The 13,458-nt window shown below is 61.0% G+C and carries 10 protein-coding genes; 3 read left to right on the top strand and 7 right to left on the bottom strand.

What is annotated here, in order from left to right; all coding sequences use genetic code 11:
* Positions 1–5: 5 nt before the first annotated feature.
* Together AC1DVF_RS11380 and oadA are read left to right on the top strand one after the other, a co-directional pair.
* Positions 6–1,421, top strand: coding sequence for an acetyl-CoA carboxylase biotin carboxylase subunit (locus tag AC1DVF_RS11380; protein WP_025112637.1), 1,416 nt, complete (start codon positions 6–8; stop codon positions 1,419–1,421).
* Between the two features lie 11 nt (positions 1,422–1,432).
* Positions 1,433–3,241, top strand: a complete 1,809-nt coding sequence (oadA, locus tag AC1DVF_RS11375) for a sodium-extruding oxaloacetate decarboxylase subunit alpha (protein WP_476334852.1) — start codon at positions 1,433–1,435, stop codon at positions 3,239–3,241.
* Between the two features lie 198 nt (positions 3,242–3,439).
* On the opposite strand, the gene AC1DVF_RS11370 is transcribed toward oadA, so the two are convergent.
* The 4 genes from AC1DVF_RS11370 to AC1DVF_RS11355 form a co-directional block, all read right to left on the bottom strand.
* Complete coding sequence (locus tag AC1DVF_RS11370) at positions 3,440–5,617, bottom strand: autotransporter domain-containing protein (protein ID WP_460130434.1); 2,178 nt, start codon at positions 5,615–5,617, stop codon at positions 3,440–3,442.
* A 199-nt stretch (positions 5,618–5,816) separates the two neighbouring features.
* On the bottom strand, positions 5,817–8,774 hold the full coding sequence (locus AC1DVF_RS11365; RefSeq protein ID WP_477782469.1) for an autotransporter outer membrane beta-barrel domain-containing protein: 2,958 nt from the start codon (positions 8,772–8,774) through the stop codon (positions 5,817–5,819).
* Between the two features lie 81 nt (positions 8,775–8,855).
* Positions 8,856–9,695: an amino acid ABC transporter permease gene (locus AC1DVF_RS11360; protein WP_099757553.1), complete on the bottom strand. Its 840-nt coding sequence runs from the start codon at positions 9,693–9,695 to the stop codon at positions 8,856–8,858.
* Positions 9,692–10,513 carry an ABC transporter substrate-binding protein gene (locus tag AC1DVF_RS11355; RefSeq protein ID WP_099757552.1) on the bottom strand — a complete coding sequence of 274 codons (822 nt, stop codon included), beginning with the start codon at positions 10,511–10,513 and terminating at the stop codon, positions 9,692–9,694. Before AC1DVF_RS11355 ends, AC1DVF_RS11360 begins: the two co-directional genes overlap by 4 nt.
* Positions 10,514–10,626: 113 nt before the next feature.
* Here AC1DVF_RS11355 and AC1DVF_RS11350 point away from each other — a divergent pair, with 113 nt between their 5' ends.
* Entirely contained in the window at positions 10,627–11,526 is a 900-nt protein-coding gene (locus tag AC1DVF_RS11350; protein ID WP_093429610.1) for a homocysteine S-methyltransferase family protein, read from the top strand.
* Positions 11,527–11,626: 100 nt separating this feature from the next.
* Here the strand turns inward: AC1DVF_RS11350 and AC1DVF_RS11345 are convergent, their stop codons facing one another.
* The 3 genes from AC1DVF_RS11345 to AC1DVF_RS11335 are packed head-to-tail and all read right to left on the bottom strand — an operon-like array spanning position 11,627 to position 13,392.
* Entirely contained in the window at positions 11,627–12,298 is a 672-nt protein-coding gene (locus AC1DVF_RS11345) for a GNAT family N-acetyltransferase (protein WP_477782468.1), read from the bottom strand.
* Positions 12,299–12,310: 12 nt separating this feature from the next.
* Positions 12,311–12,757, bottom strand: coding sequence for a GNAT family N-acetyltransferase (locus AC1DVF_RS11340; protein ID WP_093429612.1), 447 nt, complete (start codon positions 12,755–12,757; stop codon positions 12,311–12,313).
* Positions 12,758–12,768: 11 nt separating this feature from the next.
* Positions 12,769–13,392, bottom strand: a complete 624-nt coding sequence (locus AC1DVF_RS11335; RefSeq protein ID WP_093429613.1) for an FMN-binding negative transcriptional regulator — start codon at positions 13,390–13,392, stop codon at positions 12,769–12,771.
* Positions 13,393–13,458 lie beyond the last annotated feature (66 nt).

The raw sequence follows: 13,458 nt of genomic DNA, 5'->3' as shown, positions 1-13,458 counted from the left end.
TCCAAGTGATAACAAAGATCCTGATCGCCAACCGTGGTGAGATTGCCGTACGAATCGTGCGAGCCTGCGCCGAAATGGGCATTCGCTCGGTTGCGATTTTTTCCGACGCCGACCGCCATGCGCTGCATGTGAAACGCGCGGACGAGGCCCACAGCATCGGTGCCGAGCCACTGGCGGGTTACCTGAACCCGCGCAAGCTGGTGAACCTGGCGGTTGAAACCGGCTGCGATGCGTTGCACCCCGGTTACGGTTTCCTTTCGGAAAATGCCGAGCTGGCAGACATCTGCGCCGAGCGCGGCATCAAATTCATTGGCCCGTCGGCGGAAGTCATTCGCCGCATGGGCGACAAGACCGAAGCCCGGCGCAGCATGATCAAGGCCGGTGTACCGGTGACGCCGGGCACCGAAGGTAACGTCGCCGACATCGAAGAAGCCTTGGCCGAGGGCGACCGCATCGGTTACCCGGTGATGCTCAAAGCCACTTCCGGTGGTGGCGGTCGCGGTATCCGTCGCTGCAACAGCCGCGAAGAACTCGAACAGAATTTCCCTCGGGTGATTTCCGAAGCGACCAAGGCCTTCGGTTCGGCCGAAGTGTTTCTGGAAAAATGCATCGTTAACCCCAAGCACATCGAAGCGCAGATTCTCGGCGACAGCTTCGGCAATGTCGTGCACCTGTTCGAGCGTGATTGCTCGATCCAGCGCCGCAACCAGAAACTCATCGAAATCGCCCCGAGTCCGCAACTGACCCCGGAACAGCGCGCCTACATCGGCGACCTGTCGGTGCGTGCGGCCAAGGCTGTCGGTTACGAGAACGCCGGTACCGTGGAGTTCCTGCTCGCCGAGGGCGAGGTGTACTTCATGGAGATGAATACCCGGGTGCAGGTGGAGCACACCATCACCGAAGAAATCACCGGGATCGACATCGTCCGCGAACAGATTCGCATCGCCTCCGGCCTGCCGTTGTCGGTGAAGCAGGAAGACATTCAGCACCGGGGTTTCGCGTTGCAGTTCCGCATCAACGCCGAAGACCCGAAGAACAACTTTCTGCCGAGCTTCGGCAAGATCACCCGTTATTACGCCCCCGGCGGACCGGGTGTGCGCACCGACACAGCGATCTATACCGGCTACACCATTCCGCCGTTCTACGATTCGATGTGCCTGAAGCTTGTGGTCTGGGCGCTGACCTGGGAAGAGGCGATGGACCGTGGCCTGCGCGCCCTCGACGACATGCGTCTGCAAGGTGTGAAGACCACCGCCGCGTACTACCAGGAAATCCTGCGCAACCCGGAATTCCGTAGCGGCCAGTTCAATACCAGCTTCGTTGAAAGCCACCCTGAACTGACCAACTACTCGATCAAGCGCAAACCCGAAGAGCTGGCCCTGGCCATCGCCGCCGCCATCGCCGCCCACGCAGGCCTGTGAGGAATACAACAATGTCCAAGAAGATCTTTGTCACCGATACCATCCTGCGCGACGCTCACCAATCGCTGCTCGCCACCCGCATGCGCACCGAAGATATGCTGCCGATCTGCGACAAGCTCGACAAAGTCGGCTACTGGTCGCTGGAGTGCTGGGGCGGCGCGACGTTCGACGCCTGCGTACGCTTCCTGAAAGAAGACCCGTGGGAGCGTCTGCGCCAACTGCGCGCGGCGCTGCCTAACACGCGCCTGCAAATGCTTCTGCGCGGGCAGAACCTGCTGGGCTACCGCCACTACAGCGACGACGTGGTCAAAGCCTTCGTCGCCAAAGCTGCGGTCAACGGCATCGACGTGTTCCGCATCTTCGATGCGATGAACGACGTGCGTAACCTGCGCGTGGCGATCGAGGCGGTGAAGGCTGCCGGCAAACATGCGCAAGGCACCATCGCTTACACCACCAGCCCGGTGCACACCATCGATGCGTTCGTCACGCAGGCCAAGCAGATGGAAGCCATGGGTTGCGACTCGGTGGCGATCAAGGACATGGCCGGCCTGCTGACTCCGTACGCCACTGGCGAACTGGTTCGCGCGTTGAAAGCCGAGCAATCGCTGCCGGTGTTCATCCACTCCCACGACACGGCCGGTCTGGCGACCATGTGCCAGCTCAAGGCGATCGAAAACGGCGCCGATCATATCGACACCGCGATCTCCAGCTTCGCTTCGGGCACCAGCCACCCAGGCACCGAGTCGATGGTTGCAGCACTCAAGGGCACCGAGTACGACACCGGTCTGAACCTCGAACTGCTGCAAGAGATCGGTCTGTACTTCTACGCCGTACGCAAGAAGTACCACCAGTTCGAAAGCGAGTTCACCGCCGTCGACACCCGCGTGCAAGTCAACCAGGTGCCGGGCGGGATGATCTCCAACCTCGCCAACCAGTTGAAAGAGCAGGGCGCCCTTAACCGCATGGCCGAAGTGCTGGCGGAAATCCCACGCGTGCGTGAGGACCTCGGCTTCCCGCCACTGGTGACCCCGACTTCGCAAATCGTCGGCACCCAGGCGTTCTTCAACGTGCTGGCCGGCGAGCGCTACAAGACCATCACCAACGAAGTGAAGCTGTACCTGCAGGGCGGTTACGGCAAGGCGCCGGGCGTGGTCAACGAGAAGCTGCGTCGCCAGGCGATCGGCAGCGAAGAAGTCATCGACGTGCGTCCGGCCGATCTGCTCAAGCCGGAAATGACCAAGTTGCGTGCTGATATCGGCGCCTTGGCCAAGTCCGAAGAAGACGTGCTGACCTTTGCGATGTTCCCGGACATCGGCCGCAAGTTCCTCGAAGAGCGTGCTGCCGGCACCCTGACCCCTGAAGTACTGCTGCCGATTCCGGAAGCGGGCGGTGTGACCAAGGCGGGCGGCGAAGGCGTGCCGACCGAGTTCGTCATCGACGTTCACGGCGAAACTTACCGCGTCGACATCACCGGTGTCGGCGTCAAAGCTGAAGGCAAGCGTCACTTCTACCTGTCCATCGACGGCATGCCGGAAGAAGTGGTGTTCGAACCGCTCAACGAATTCGTCGGCGGTGGCAGCAGCAAGCGTAAGCAAGCCTCTGCACCGGGCCACGTCAGCACCACCATGCCGGGCAACATCGTTGATGTGCTGGTCAAGGAGGGCGATACCGTCAAGGCCGGCCAGGCTGTGCTGATCACCGAAGCGATGAAGATGGAAACCGAAGTCCAGGCAGCGATTGCCGGCAAGGTAACCGCCATTCATGTGGCCAAGGGTGATCGGGTCAATCCGGGTGAAATTCTGATCGAGATCGAAGGCTGAGATAACGGCCGCGATCCAACGTTTTAAACCTCGGGGGGGCATGTGCTCCCCTTTTTTTTCATCCGGAATTTGTCTGCATCACATGAGGCCTATGTGGGAGCGAGCCTGCTCGCGAAGAGGAGTGTCAGTCGATATTTATTCAACTGACCGATCGCATTCGCGAGCAGGCTCGCTCCCACAGTGACGATGTTCAATCCGTCAGAACGCCATGCGCCATTGGCCCATTACGCCATGAGTGCGGCTGTCAGTGGCCATTTCACCCGTGAGACCCACACCGACCGTGTGATTGGCAGACAGCCCGAGATCGAGGCCGGCATCCACCGACAGGCTGTTGCGATCCAGCGCGGCACCGGCAATTTCAAAGCGTTTGCCACCCTTGACCAGTTGCTGGCGGGTGTCGCTTTCGATCTCGCCAAAGGTGTGTTTCCAGCCGGCACTGAATCGCGGTGTCAGCGTCATGCCGTTGTCCAGCCGATTGATTTTCGCCGTGCGCAGGCCAAAGGTACTGCTGAGGTTGTCGCGGGTTTGTCCGAAGACTTTCAGCGCCGCATCCCCGCCGTTTTCGCGGTAGCTGTCGCGTTGATAGCGCTGATAGCCGACGCTGGCGAACGGTTCGAGCGTCGCGTTGTGCCGGCCGATGTTGACCGCCAGTTCGGCAAAGGCTTGTTGGGTGTTGGCGTCATAGTTGCCCTTGAGGCGATCGCTGAAGCCGTTGAAGGCCACGCGACGTTTACTGGCGCCGTCATGACTGGCGTAGGTCGCCCCGAGACGCAGCGAGAAGGGGCCGTCCTGACGTGCGGCGTAGGCACCGAGGTGCCAGCTGTCGAGGTCGCCATCGTATTGCCGGGCATCGAGTCTGGTCTGCGATTTACCGCCGACCAGGCCGACATGCCATTGCTCGTTGAGCCGCCAGTCGGCGCCCATGACCAGGCCTTGGGTAGCGTGTTTGAGGGTGCTGTCGAAGTTGCGGTCGACTTTGCCACCATGGCCAAGCGCCTGAATCCACACGCGCCCGGAATCGGCAGCGCCGGCGGCCTGACGCGGCGAGTTGCCGGAACTGTAGGCAGAACCGTAACGGCTGTTCAGTTGCTGCATGGCCGAAAGCATGCTCGCGCTTACGGGAGTGATGCTGCTCAGCGTGGCTTTGGCGAGGTTTGCATTGCTGCCGGCGGCGAGTTGTTCGAGGGCGACCGGTGCGGTGGTTTTGTCGCTGGTCAGAAGCGCGGCGACTGCTGCGTTTGCAGGTTTTATAGGCGCAGGTGCGGGCGGTTCGGCGGTCTCGTTAACTTGCGCAGTAAGAGGTTCGTCCGGCATTGGCGATGGGACGGACTCTGCAGTGGGAGTCGGCGCTGAAGTCGGGACAGGAACAGAAATTGGAGCTGGTGCAGACGCCGTCAATGGCGTTGTTGTCACTGATGGCGGAGGTGCTGTTGGATCGACAATGGCCTCGGCAGCGGCACGAGTGTTGGCTGTCGTGGCAGCGCTCGAAAGCGGCTTACCGTTACGGGCGTAAGTCAGCCCGACGGACTTTTTGTTGTATTGCGCAGTGGCTGTCATGAAGGCGAGGTCGCTAACGACCGTACCGAATTCGCCTTCTACCTTGCCCGCTTCGAGGATTTTGTACTGTCTGCTTTGCGGATATTCTCCCGGACCTGCAACGACTTTCAGGGTGGCGCCTTCCAGCTTGGCGGTGCCATCAACCTTGATCGTTTGACTGCCACCGGGGGTGACCTCGTAAGCCAGTTCGGCGGTCGGGGACAAGCGCAAGTCGCCTTTCACGCGCGGGCTGCCTAGCACCTCATTGACGGTGAGCAGGCCGGCGACCTCCAGGCTTCCCACCACACCTTTACCGGCAAAGCTGCCACCGCTCTCGACATACACGTCGCCCTTAATGCTCCCCAGGTTGGTCAACGTGGTACCGCTGTTGACCAGCACGCCCTCCTTGAAGTCTCCCTTGGAACTCAGCGCCCAATCGCCCCGGCTGAGGAACAGGCCGTTGAAATTACGTGTGTCTTTCAGCTCGCCGCCTGCCGCTGCATCCAGGAACAGGACGTTATCTCCCCCGCCACCATCCAGCAGGCCGGTAAAGCTTGCGCCGTCCGTGAGCGTGATCAGATCGTTTACAGCGGTACCTTTAAACGTTTCTTTAGGGGTTTTAAAAGCGATGGGCACCGTACTTGGGTCGGTGAGAAATCCCTTCAGTCGTTCAAGCGCCATTTTTTTAGGGCTGGTTTCGGACAATTCAGTGACATCCGCTACTGCGGTTGAATCAGCGACTTCAGAGGGTTGCTGAGCGTTGGCAACCGCTACGCAACCCAGCGCCAGCGAAATGGCCAAAGCCAGATGTTTTGGTTTGAACGTGTGTCGAATGGTCATTGAGTCGAGCCTCGGTTAGCAGGAGACCCAACTCTATTGATGCCCCAAAAAATCCGATGTCGGCTGCTTCCCGCAGGCTTGCAGGCGACATCGCATCGTTTTGTAGAAAATGACCGCGAGATCCGCAACCAGGATTTTTACTCGGTTGCAGCGTTCCCTTTTCCTACAACCATTCAAGACCCCGCCGGCTGTTCAACCCTCAAAAGCTCATCTGCCACTGCCCGATCAAACCGTGATTGCGGCTGTTGCTGCCGATCTCACCGCTGTATCCCACACCCAGCGTGTGCCGCGCCGAGATCCCCACATCCAGACCGGCCTCCAGCACCAGGCTGTCGCGATCCAGCGAGCTGCCATCGACACTGAACGCCGTGCCGCCAGTCACAAACGCCTGACGAGTCGAGCTGCTGACATCGCCATAGGTGTGTTTCCAGCCAGCGGCCATGCGCGGGGTCACGCTCATGCCGTTGTCCAGGCTGCTCAGGTGCGCTAGGCGCAGGCCGAAGGTGCTGCTGAAGTTGTCCTGGGTCTGGCTGTCGACTTGCAGTGCGGCGGCGCCACCTTTTTCCTTATAGCTGTCGCGGTGGTAGCGCTGATAACCGAGGCTGGCGAATGGTTCGGCGCTGAGGCGGCCGCTGCCCATGGCATAGCCGAGTTCGGCGAAGGCTTGCTGGCTATCGGCGTCGTAGTCGCCTTTCGGGCGGTCGCTGAAACCATTGAAGGCGATGGTGCGTTTGCTTTCGCCCTGATGGCCGCTGTACGCCGCGCCGAGGCGCAAAGCGATCGGGCCGTTCTGGTGCAGCGCGTAGACGCCGGCGTGCCAGCTCTCGACGTTGCCGTCGACGCCGGTCGCGTCCAGATCGGTTTTCGAATAGCCACCGAGTACGCCCAGCCGCCATGCTGCATTCAGCGACCAGTCGGCACCCAGCACGCTGCCCTTGGTGCGTTGTTCCAGACCACTGCTGCCATGTTCGCCATCGAGCTTGCCGTAGCCGCCGATGCCTTGCAGCCAGAGCCGGCCGCGAGCGTTCGGGTCATTCAGGTTGCGTGCTTCGGACGGCACGCCATTGGCTGCCAGCACGGGGGTGTCGCGCTGATCGAGACCGACCATCAGTCCCGGGCTGGCGCCCATTTGCTGCATCGCCGAGAGCATGCTGCTGCCGACCTGACTGCTGGCGCCGAGGGTGGCGCTGGTCAGGTTGGCATTGCTGGCACCGGCCAGTTGCTCGATCGCCGCGCCGGCGCTGCTTTGGCTGGTATTGAGCAAGGCGTTGTACAAGGCGTTGCCTTTGCCGATTGAGGCGAGGCTGTTGGCGGCGTTTGTGCCGTTGCCAGTCGTGGCGAACTCATTGAACGCCACATCATTGCGGGTGTAGGTCAGATCGACTTGCGTGGGTGTGTAGGCGAGAGTCGGCGTCAGGAATGCGTAGTCGCTGCTGACCTTGCCGAAGGTGCCGTTGACCTGCGCCGCTTGCAGTACGGTGTAGTGGCTCTGCCAGGGATAGGTGCCGCTGCCGGGATTGACGGCGAGCGTTGCACCGTTGAGGTTGGCGATGCCGCCGACCTGTACCGGCGCGCTGCTGCCGTCGGCATTGACGCCGTAGGCGAGGGTGCCGGCGCTGCCCATGTTCAAGTCGTGAACGATGGTGGCGCGGCCGAGTCCGGTGTCCGTGCGTAGCGTGCCGTTGACGTTGAGATTGCCCACCGAACCGCCACCGGCATACACACCGCCAGCGTCGACGGTCAGGTTGCCAGTGATGCTGCCTTGGTTGATCAGGGTGGCGCCGTTGCGCACCGCGCCGCCGTCGCTGAAATCGCCACTGCCGGACAGCGTCCACGCGCCTTGCTTGACCTCCAGCCATTCGAAGTTGCGACTGGCGCCGAAGCTGCCACCGGCCGCGTCCTCCATCACCACGCGGTCGTAACCGCTGCCGCCATCCACCACGCCGACAAAGCGACTGCCATTGCGCAAGGTCAGGCTGTCGTTGCCGCTGCCCAGATCCAGCGCCAGGCCATTGCTGCCGCTGATCGTGCCGCCGTTGATGACGTTGTCGGCGAACTCACCGACGAACTTCACGCCAAAACCGTTGAGGCCTTGGATGGTGCCGAAGTTTTCCAGGGTGGTCGCCGCCAGCCCCAAACCGCCGCTGCCATCGTCCACCAGAATGGCGCTGTCGGCACCGCTGATCAACGCGTTGCTGGCGTTGAGTATGTAGCCACCACCGAGGGCAATACCTTCGCTGCCGTTGGCGAAACCGCCCTTGTCGACACCACCTGCACCGACGCCCTGAATGGTCCCGTAGTTTTCGATGTGGGCGATCTTGTCGATGTCCACGCCATCGCCGTCACCGTTCGCTTGCAAGCCTGAGTAAGCGCCAGTGATGGTGCCGTGGTTAATCACCGTGCCATCGCCGTCGGAACCGAACCCGGAACCATTGCGGCCGGTGATCTGCCCGTAGTTGATCAGTGTCGCGCCGAGGTCGGTGGTGATGCCATGCCGGCCGCCGGAAATCACTCCGTAGTTGGTCACGCTAACGCCGCTCGCGGAGTCAATATCGATGCCATCGAACTTCTCGTCGGCATTGTGCGAATCGCCGGTGGAAATCTCGCCGTAGTTGGTAATGGTCGCGTTGGCCCCGGTCTTCATGCCGTCGCTGGCGTCGCCGCGAATCAGCCCGTCGGCGCGGTTGATAATGGTGGTTTTCACCCCGTCGCTGCGCAGCGCATCCAGATCCAGGCCTTGGCCGGTAGTGGAGCGAATCACACCGCTGTTGTCGATTAACAGGCTGCCGCTGACGAAGTTGCTGTCGATGCGCAAGGCGTCGTTGGCGCCGAGAATCTGCCCGCCGCTGCGGTTGTAGATCGTGTAGTTGCGCGCCTGGGTCAGGTCGCCGCTGCTGTCGATGGCCCGGCCACCGCTGGACACGATTTTGCCGGCGTTATCGATCACCACACCCGCACCACTGGTCTTGTCTTTCAGGCTCACGGCCTTGCCGCTGTTGGTGATGCTGCCCGGTGCGGAAATCGTCAGCGTATCGCTGCCTCCCAGCGTTTGCGCTGCCGTGGTGGCGGTGTCGATCTGCACGGTTTTGCCGTGGGCTGCCGTGGCGGTGATCAACAGGGCAATGGCGAGAGACAGACGCTGGGGCGGGAACGGCATGGTCGGACGGCCTTTTTGTTATAAGCGGGCCGTCCTGTATAGCGAAGGGTTTTTACAGAATGATGTCTTTGAGGTGATGAGTCACTGATCGCGACGCACGTAAGCCTTGCCGTAATGCCGCTCCATGCGTGCCTGAATCAACTCCAGGCCAATCGACATCAGCCAGTAAATGATCGCCGCCGTCGTCAGCATTTCGATATAGCGGTAGCTTGAGCGCCCGTATGACTGGGCGAGAAACATCACTTCCCAGACCCCCATCACCGAGATCAGCGACGAGTCCTTGAGCATCGAGATGAACTGGTTGGTGGTGGGCGGGATGATCGTGCGCATGGCTTGCGGCAGGGTGATGCGCCAGAAAATCACCGTCTCGCGCATCCCCAATGCCAGCGAAGCTTCACGCTGGCCGTGGTCGACCCCGAGGATGCCGGCGCGGAAGATTTCGCTGAGATAGGCGCCGTAGTTCAACGACAGGGCAATGATGCCCGCGACAATGGCGCCAGGCACGATGCCCAGTTGTGGCAAGCCGAGGTAGATCAACAGGATCTGAATGAGCAGTGGCGTGCCGCGAAAGAACGAGGTGTAGAAGCTGGCGATACCGAACGCCACGGCGCTTTTCGACAGGCGCGCCAATGCCGTGATGAAGCCCAGCAGGGACGAGGCGACAATCGAGCACATACACAGGAAAAGCGTCAGCGCCGCGCCTTGCAGAAAGCCGTTGGGCGCCAGGTGCAAACCGACCAGGTTGGGCAGTTTGTCGAGGATGATCGAGAACTTCAGGTCGAAGCTCAGGAAGAACCCGGCGAACAGGCAGAACAGCGCCGCCCATGTCAGGTACAGCCGCGTACGAAAACCGAACAGGCGTTGCAGGCGTGATTCAGCCACCGGTTGTGGTGGCTGTGGCGGTGTCGGGAAAGAAGTCATTGGCTGATATCAGCACCGATCCATTTTTGCGACAGCTTGCTCAGGGTGCCGTCCTGTTTCAGTTGCGCGAACACCTCGCGCACTTTGGCATCCCATTGCGCGTCACCTTTTTCGATGGCCACCGAGTTCGGTTCCGAATACAGCGGCGCGCCGGCCAGTTTGAAGCGTTTGTCTTCGTTCAGGCGTGGCTGCGCGGTGACGAGGTTGGTGAGGATTGCATCCAGACGCACGCCGGCGCCCAGGCCCAAATCCTGGAAGGCAACGTTGTCGGTGTCGTACGGCGCGATCTGCACATCTTCGAACGGGTACTGCAACTGCTTGTCTTCGGCACCTTCGATGACCAGGTTCTTGTTCAGATAACTTTCGTAACTGGACGCGCTGGTGAGGCCGACTTTTTTGCCACTCAGATCCTTGGCAGCGTGAATCCGATCATCCTTGGCGTTGACTACGATCACTGCGGGCGAGGCGTAGTACTCGACCGGGAAATCGAACACTTCGGCGCGGGCCTTGCTCGGTGTCATCGAGCAGATGCAGATATCGTAACGCCCGCTCCAGCGGCCGGCGGCAATGACGTCCCAGGACGGTGTTTCCAGTCGCAACTTCACGCCCAACTTGTCAGCCACGGCCTTAGCGACGTCCACATCGAAGCCATCAAGCTGATTCTGGTCATTGAGAAACGAGAACGGTGGATAGCTTTCCATCAGCACGCCGACCAGTTCTTTTTTCTGCTCGATACGATCCAGCGTGGCGCCAGCAAAGGCTTGAGTGGAAGCGGCCAGAATCGTCAGGCCCAGGGCCAGTAGCGGTTTAAATTTCACAGTCGATCCCTGGGTAAAAAAGAGGTTGTTTTTAACGGAATGGTGCGTATTAAATAGTTATAAGAACGACTCTGATAGTGAGTTATTTTCATAAGCATATGAGTGAAAAGCATATGGGCGCAGGAAGCACGATTATTCTCGATGGCGGTATGGGCCGTGAGTTGCAGCGCGCCGGGGCGCCATTTCGTCAGCCGGAGTGGTCGGCGCTGGCGTTGAGCGAGGCGCCGCAAGCGGTTGAGGGGGTGCATGCCGCTTATATCGCCAGTGGCGCCAATGTGATTACCACCAACAGTTATGCCGTGGTGCCGTTCCATATTGGCGAAGAGCGTTTCGCCGCAGAAGGGCAGGCGCTGGCCGCGTTGGCCGGTGAGCTGGCGCGACGTGCGGTGCAGGCCTCGGGGAAATCCGTGCGGGTGGCCGGCTCATTGCCGCCGCTGTTCGGCTCATATCGTCCGGATCTGTTCGAGGCCGCACGAGTGACCGAGTTGCTGGCGCCGTTGGTCAATGGTCTGGCCCCGCACGTTGATCTGTGGCTGGCGGAAACCCAGAGCTCGATCATCGAGGCGCGTGCCATTCACGCCGGGTTGCCGAAGGATGGCAAACCGTTCTGGTTGTCGTTCACCTTGAAGGACGAAGACACCGATGAAGTGCCGCGCCTGCGCTCGGGTGAGCCAGTCGCCGAGGCGGCTGCGGTGGCGGCTGAGTTGGGCGTCGAGACGTTGTTGTTCAATTGCAGTCAGCCGGAAGTGATCGGTGCCGCGATTGATGCCGCGCGTGACACCTTCGAGCGTCTGGGGGCGAAAATTCACCTTGGTGCCTATGCCAATGCGTTTCCGCCGCAGCCAAAAGAAGCTACGGCCAATGACGGACTTGATCCGCTGCGCGATGACCTGGATCCGCCGGGTTACTTGCACTGGGCGATTGACTGGCAGCAGCGCGGTGCGAGCCATTTGGGCGGTTGCTGCGGGATCGGGCCGGAGCACATTGCGGTGCTGGCGCAGAAACTGGAGTAGCCGCAGATCAAAAGATCGCAGCCTGCGGCCACTCCTGCGTGGGATTTAAATTCACCGTGTAGGAGCTGCCGCAGGCTGCGATCTTTTGCTTTTCAGATAATCAGGAACGGCACTCGACCAAACCTTTCACCTGCCCGTCGGGCGTCTGATTTTCATCCGACAGCCACCGCTCGAAACCTGCCGCAATTGCCGGCCACTCGTCATCCAGAATCGAGTACCACGCGGTATCACGATTCTGGCCCTTGACCACCATGTGCTGGCGGAACACCCCTTCGAAGCTGAAGCCCAGACGTTCGGCAGCGTATTTGGAGCGGGCGTTGCCGTTATTGCATTTCCATTCGAGGCGGCGGTAGCCGAGGTCGAAGGAATATTTGGCCAACAGGTACACCGCTTCGGTGCTTCTCGGCGAGCGCTGCATCGGCGCGCCGAAGGTGACGTGGCCGATTTCGATACGGCCCTGGGCCGGGACAATCGACATCAGGCTAAGGATGCCTTGTACCTGACCGCTGGCGCGATCGACGACGCTGAAGAAATACGGGTCGCTGGCGGCCGCGTGGTTGTTCAGCCAAGCGTCGAAAACGCTGCGTTCCGGGAACGGGCCGTAGGGCAAATAATCCCAGAGTTTCGGGTCGGCACCGGGGCCTTCGAGTGCGGCGAACAGCTGGTCACCGTGGCGCGCCGGGTCGAGTCTTTCCAGACGAATAAAACGCCCTTCAAGCAAGGTGGCAGTGGGGGCGGGGACGCCTTTCCAGTCAGCGAGTGAAGCGATCATGCGTGCGTCTCCTTAAAGGGCTTGGCGAAACTGGATGAAGCCCGGGCGTTCGGCGATACGCTCGTAGAGCTGGATCGCTGTGGCGTTGGTTTCGTGGGTCAACCAATGAACCTTGCAGCAGCCGTCAGCCTTGGCGGTGGCGTAGACGTGTTCGATCAACCGGCGGCCGACGCCGGTGCCCCGGGTCTCCGGGATCACCAGCAAGTCCTGCAGGTAGCAGGAGTTTTCGATGCTCCAGTTCGAACGATGATAGATGTAATGCACCATGCCTACCGCTTTACCGCCAGCCCAGGCGAGGGCGGCGTGGGTCGGTTCGTTCGGGTCGAGAAAGCGCTGCCAGGTGCTGTGCGTCACAGCGTCCGGCAGTTCGGTGTTGTAGAAACGCAGGTAGGCCTGCCATAGCGGCAGCCAGGCGGCGTGGTCGTCGGCGCTGACCGGGCGAATGTCGATCTGACTCATGGGGGATTTCCTTAGCGCATCAATCGGGCGAGGGTTTGATCATTGATGTCCGGGCTGGCGGCCAGGCCTTCGCGCACGCCGGCAATGTCTTCGGCGCTGCGGTTCTGGCTGAGTTTGCGCTTGCCTTCGAGGCGGTCGATGGGAATGGCGAAACCGACAATCGCCTTGAGCATGCCGTCGATGTAATCGGCAGGCGCGTCGGCGACCGACCACGGCTGGGCGCGGCCGGCCTCATGCCGGTCGGTGAGGGTGCTGACAATGTCGAGCAGGCGTCCGCCATCGCTGAAGGTTTCGGCGTGGCCATAAGCGTGCACGGCGATGTAGTTCCAGGTCGGCACGACTTTGCCGTGTTCGGCCTTGCTCGGGTAAAAGCCCGGGCTGACGTAGGCATCGGCGCCGGCGAAGATCAGCATGGCTTCGGCGCCGTCGCGCAGGTCTTTCCACTGTGGGTTGGCGCGGGCCAGGTGCCCGTAGAGCGTGCCGTACTCGCCCTGTTCGCAATGCAGCAGTACCGGCACATGGCTGGCCTGCAAGCCGCTTTCGCCATGGCTCACCAGAATGGCGAGGCGGGTGGCGAGAATCAGTTCGTGCAGTTGGGACAATTCTTCGATGGCAAAGGCGCGTGGCGTGTACATGGGCAGATTTTCCTTGGCGAATGCCAGCATCCTAGGCAGGCTATTGGTCTGTTGTAAGAGCCATTG

Source organism: Pseudomonas sp. P4_D7 (genome assembly GCF_056401755.1).
This window is presented reverse-complemented; position numbering and strand designations above follow the sequence as displayed.

Bases quoted from the DNA above. Each gene is read 5' to 3' on its own strand.
- oadA (WP_476334852.1), top strand. From the start codon at position 1,433: ATGTCCAAGAAGATCTTTGTCACCGATACCATCCTGCGCGACGCTCAC.
- AC1DVF_RS11370 (WP_460130434.1), bottom strand. From the start codon at position 5,617: ATGACCATTCGACACACGTTCAAACCAAAACATCTGGCTTTGGCCATT.
- AC1DVF_RS11365 (WP_477782469.1), bottom strand. From the start codon at position 8,774: ATGCCGTTCCCGCCCCAGCGTCTGTCTCTCGCCATTGCCCTGTTGATC.
- AC1DVF_RS11360 (WP_099757553.1), bottom strand. From the start codon at position 9,695: ATGACTTCTTTCCCGACACCGCCACAGCCACCACAACCGGTGGCTGAA.
- AC1DVF_RS11350 (WP_093429610.1), top strand. From the start codon at position 10,627: ATGGGCGCAGGAAGCACGATTATTCTCGATGGCGGTATGGGCCGTGAG.
- AC1DVF_RS11345 (WP_477782468.1), bottom strand. From the start codon at position 12,298: ATGATCGCTTCACTCGCTGACTGGAAAGGCGTCCCCGCCCCCACTGCC.
- AC1DVF_RS11340 (WP_093429612.1), bottom strand. From the start codon at position 12,757: ATGAGTCAGATCGACATTCGCCCGGTCAGCGCCGACGACCACGCCGCC.
- AC1DVF_RS11335 (WP_093429613.1), bottom strand. From the start codon at position 13,392: ATGTACACGCCACGCGCCTTTGCCATCGAAGAATTGTCCCAACTGCAC.